5 protein-coding genes are annotated in these 3,071 nt (G+C 43.1%); 2 read left to right on the forward strand and 3 right to left on the reverse strand.

What is annotated here, in order from left to right; genetic code table 11:
• Positions 1-263 precede the first annotated feature (263 nt).
• Complete coding sequence (locus ACLFWI_RS28885; protein ID WP_446415792.1) at positions 264-1,502, forward strand: DUF4365 domain-containing protein; 1,239 nt, start codon at positions 264-266, stop codon at positions 1,500-1,502.
• A 139-nt stretch (positions 1,503-1,641) separates the two neighbouring features.
• Here the strand turns inward: ACLFWI_RS28885 and ACLFWI_RS28890 are convergent, their stop codons facing one another.
• On the reverse strand, positions 1,642-2,124 hold the full coding sequence (locus tag ACLFWI_RS28890; RefSeq protein ID WP_446415793.1) for a hypothetical protein: 483 nt from the start codon (positions 2,122-2,124) through the stop codon (positions 1,642-1,644).
• A gap of 284 nt (positions 2,125-2,408) precedes the next feature.
• The gene (locus ACLFWI_RS28895; RefSeq protein WP_446415795.1) at positions 2,409-2,549 is read right to left on the reverse strand and encodes a hypothetical protein; all 141 of its coding nucleotides are present in this window, start codon (positions 2,547-2,549) and stop codon (positions 2,409-2,411) included.
• Here ACLFWI_RS28895 and ACLFWI_RS28900 point away from each other — a divergent pair.
• A complete protein-coding gene (locus ACLFWI_RS28900) occupies positions 2,497-2,667 on the forward strand; it encodes an XRE family transcriptional regulator (RefSeq protein ID WP_446415794.1) in 171 nt (56 codons plus the stop codon). The two genes, ACLFWI_RS28895 and ACLFWI_RS28900, sit on opposite strands and share 53 nt — an antisense overlap.
• On the opposite strand, the gene ACLFWI_RS28905 is transcribed toward ACLFWI_RS28900, so the two are convergent.
• Positions 2,592-2,828, reverse strand: a complete 237-nt coding sequence (locus ACLFWI_RS28905; RefSeq protein WP_446415796.1) for a hypothetical protein — start codon at positions 2,826-2,828, stop codon at positions 2,592-2,594. The genes ACLFWI_RS28900 and ACLFWI_RS28905 overlap by 76 nt on opposite strands.
• Positions 2,829-3,071 lie beyond the last annotated feature (243 nt).

Genomic DNA, 3,071 nt, shown 5'->3' on the forward strand with positions numbered 1-3,071 from the left:
CCGGAGGGTGACGAGTAGCATTTGAGAGAGTCGCATCGTGAGGTTCCCTTTTTTGGATGATCAATCTCTCAGTTTAGAGTATTGGCTGTCCGGGTTAGGCGGCAAGGGGGGATGGAGTGAGGTGTGGGGTGCGATCGCTCCTTAGCACTTCATACCTACGTTAAACTCGATATACAACTTGTTTTAAAGGTCGAGGTGGGTATTGCCTAACCTATCTAACTGCCAGTGCTAAATCACAAAAATATTCTTGAAAATAACGAACCATGAAAGTGTCTGGATCAGATCAACAAGGTGACATTGGTGTCTATGCGGTGGCTTTAAAGGTGTCACAAGAACTCGATTGGATATTCCGACCCCAACCTTTGCGCGATATAGGTATCGATGCTCATATTGAGGTTGTTGAGAATGGCGAGAGCAAAGCAGAAATGCTCGCGTTACAAATCAAATCTGGTTTAAGCTGGTTTGATGAAACTAATGAACAAGGAATTATTTTCAGAGGTGACTCCAATCATTTAAAATATTGGTGCAACTATCTATTACCTGTCCTCGTTGTTCTCCATGATGACCGCATCAATACTGCTTACTGGCAAGTAGTAAACAAAGATACTGCTATTAGTACAGGAAAAGGCTGGAAGATGATCATACCTTTCAGACAGAAGCTTGAACGATCATCCACAGTCGCTCTCAAAGCGCTTTGTCGGTCAGTTATTCATGCCGATACGTTTTCTATTCTTTCTCTGAAGGACGTAAGTCATCCTAGAGCAAAACGATACTCAGCCGATCTACTAATTCATAACAGAGTTTCTCAAGCAGAAATTATTAGTATTGTAAAAAAAGTAACTCGTGACCTAATTAACCGTGAATACTATCAAAATGATTTAATTAAGCAGCGTTGGGAAAATACGTCGGCAAATGTTGTTTTGCTTTTCGTTTATTTGGCACTTGAAGATTTTAAGAATAAAAACTGGTTTTGTCGGAGTTGTTGGATAGATGAAAATCTGGAACCAAAATCCAGACCTGTAGAAATTAATGGCAGTAATATTGGAGAAAATATTGTCATTGATTGGTCAACAAATTACAAAGCATTAGCAGATCATTATAAACGAAATACTTTAAATAAGGAGAATTATCTAGAGATATCTTTACGTTTGCTTGAACAAACCAAACAATTAATACAAGAGATAAAAGAAATCCTTGTTTATTCTGATAAAAACACAATTAACAGTAAAGTGTTTACCCAAAAAATGGTTGATTTTGAATCTCAATTAACCGAAATCTATCAAAAGTCAATGAATATTGGTGAGTCTCCCTTAGAATGTAAAGATTTTGCTAACAAATTTTCCTGTGTAATGTCATCCGCACACAATATTGTTCTCCCATTCTCAGAGAGTGGGTTAAAAACTTGGGAAGAAAGCAAACGCAACCTTCTAATGAGGCAAGCTATACAAAACTATGAGCATGAATTGGTACGTCTAGAATATGAACTTGAGAAAATCCGTTAACTCTACCATAGACACAACAATATATCCAAATTAAACGTTTTTATTGATGGAACTTGGTTATTTAAAGCTTGTGCGCCAAGTACAACTGCAACTTGAGAGGGCGCACGTCGGTGCGCCCCTACCCAAATTGAATACAATGTCACTCTTGAGCGGTAGAAGTCACCGCATCCGCATCGAAAACCACCTCAAACTGTGCATCAGGCATCCATTTTGCCAGAAAGCGCTGGTGATTTTCGGCTTCTGTGCGACTGTAGAAGCGAGCAACCGTATAATGTTGAGCATTGGGCAAAAGCCTAACCAGTGTCCAAGGATAATGCTGTTGATTCCAAAAGCTGTGGTTAGACTCTGGGGAGGGTTCGGCTGTGCGCCCACATCCCCGATGCTCCAAAATAGAAGGAATCATCGCTAAAAGTCGCTCTCGCTGGGGCGTTCCATCATTAGGTAACAGACTCCACTCGTTGATTGGCGCGGGTAGCCAACTTAACCGATAAGTCACTGAATCTTTGCTAATGTGCCAAGACAGGCGGCGTGGCTGTTTACAGCAGTTGAACCCATCTGCACGAAAAGACGCAACAATCCTGTCGCCTTCAGCTTGCAGGCGAAGCCATTGAGAATGTTTCATTGTTATGATTTGAGTTAGTGTTTTTTAGCTAAGGGCGATTGGGCATAAACAATATGCGATTGCGCGTCAGCGCACCAGCAAAGCTGATCGCCCGTTATTTATGGAAAATACGCATCCGGTGCTAAAGCCTTGAATTAGAACTCGTCGTCTTTCCCATCACCTCCTAATCTGGCGTCGTGTGAGAAACTACCCATAGAGGGATAGGGAAACAGGAAGTATGAGGACTTCCCTGATGCGTTTCCCTATCACTGGTGTTTGTTTATGGTCATCAAAGTGACCAAGTGTCACTTGACTAATAGAATGGTAAACGATAAAAACTCAGAACGCAACCCAGAATTGCCAATTCTTAAGGAAGTAAGAGAGCGACTGGGAATGACCCAGGAACAAATAGCTGACTGCTTGGGAATATCGCGCAGAACAGTCATCCGTCATGAAGCAGGTGAACGAGTCATAAAACTGAACTTTGCTCAGATCCGACGATTGAAAGAACTTCTCGAACAAGCAGGAATGTCAATAGAAGACTTACCCGACGATATCGATTGAGGCGGTATCAGTTCATTGGGTGTCTCAAGACTAGGCAGAAACAGGGATAGAGCCAGACTGAGAGAGGGTGTGCGATCAGCTTGAGGAGTGCGCTTGGCGCGATCGCGCTTTTTGGGGTGGAGAATGCGATCGCGCCAATCCTTCCCAGATGACAAAACCACATAACTGTAGGGGCGTATAGCAATACGCCCATCAAATTATCGGATTAAACCGCAACCTTGAAGGGCGCACGCCCCGTGGCCCCCTACCCAAATGGGGATAGAGTACAACTGAGAGAGGGTGTGCGATCAGCTTGAGGAGTGCGCTCCCTTGCATCGCTTGTTTTGGGGTGGAGAATGAGATCGCGCCTCAATCCTTCCCAGATGACAAAACCACATAACTGTAGGGGCGTATAGCAATACGCC

It is taken from the genome of Coleofasciculus sp., from assembly GCF_046539235.1.
Classification (GTDB): Bacteria; Cyanobacteriota; Cyanobacteriia; order Cyanobacteriales; family Coleofasciculaceae; genus Coleofasciculus.

Excerpts from the sequence above, each read along its gene's own strand:
- ACLFWI_RS28885 (WP_446415792.1), top strand. The coding sequence starts at position 264 with ATGAAAGTGTCTGGATCAGATCAACAAGGTGACATTGGTGTCTATGCG.
- ACLFWI_RS28890 (WP_446415793.1), bottom strand. The coding sequence starts at position 2,124 with ATGAAACATTCTCAATGGCTTCGCCTGCAAGCTGAAGGCGACAGGATT.
- ACLFWI_RS28900 (WP_446415794.1), top strand. The coding sequence starts at position 2,497 with ATGACCCAGGAACAAATAGCTGACTGCTTGGGAATATCGCGCAGAACA.
- ACLFWI_RS28895 (WP_446415795.1), bottom strand. The coding sequence starts at position 2,549 with ATGACTGTTCTGCGCGATATTCCCAAGCAGTCAGCTATTTGTTCCTGG.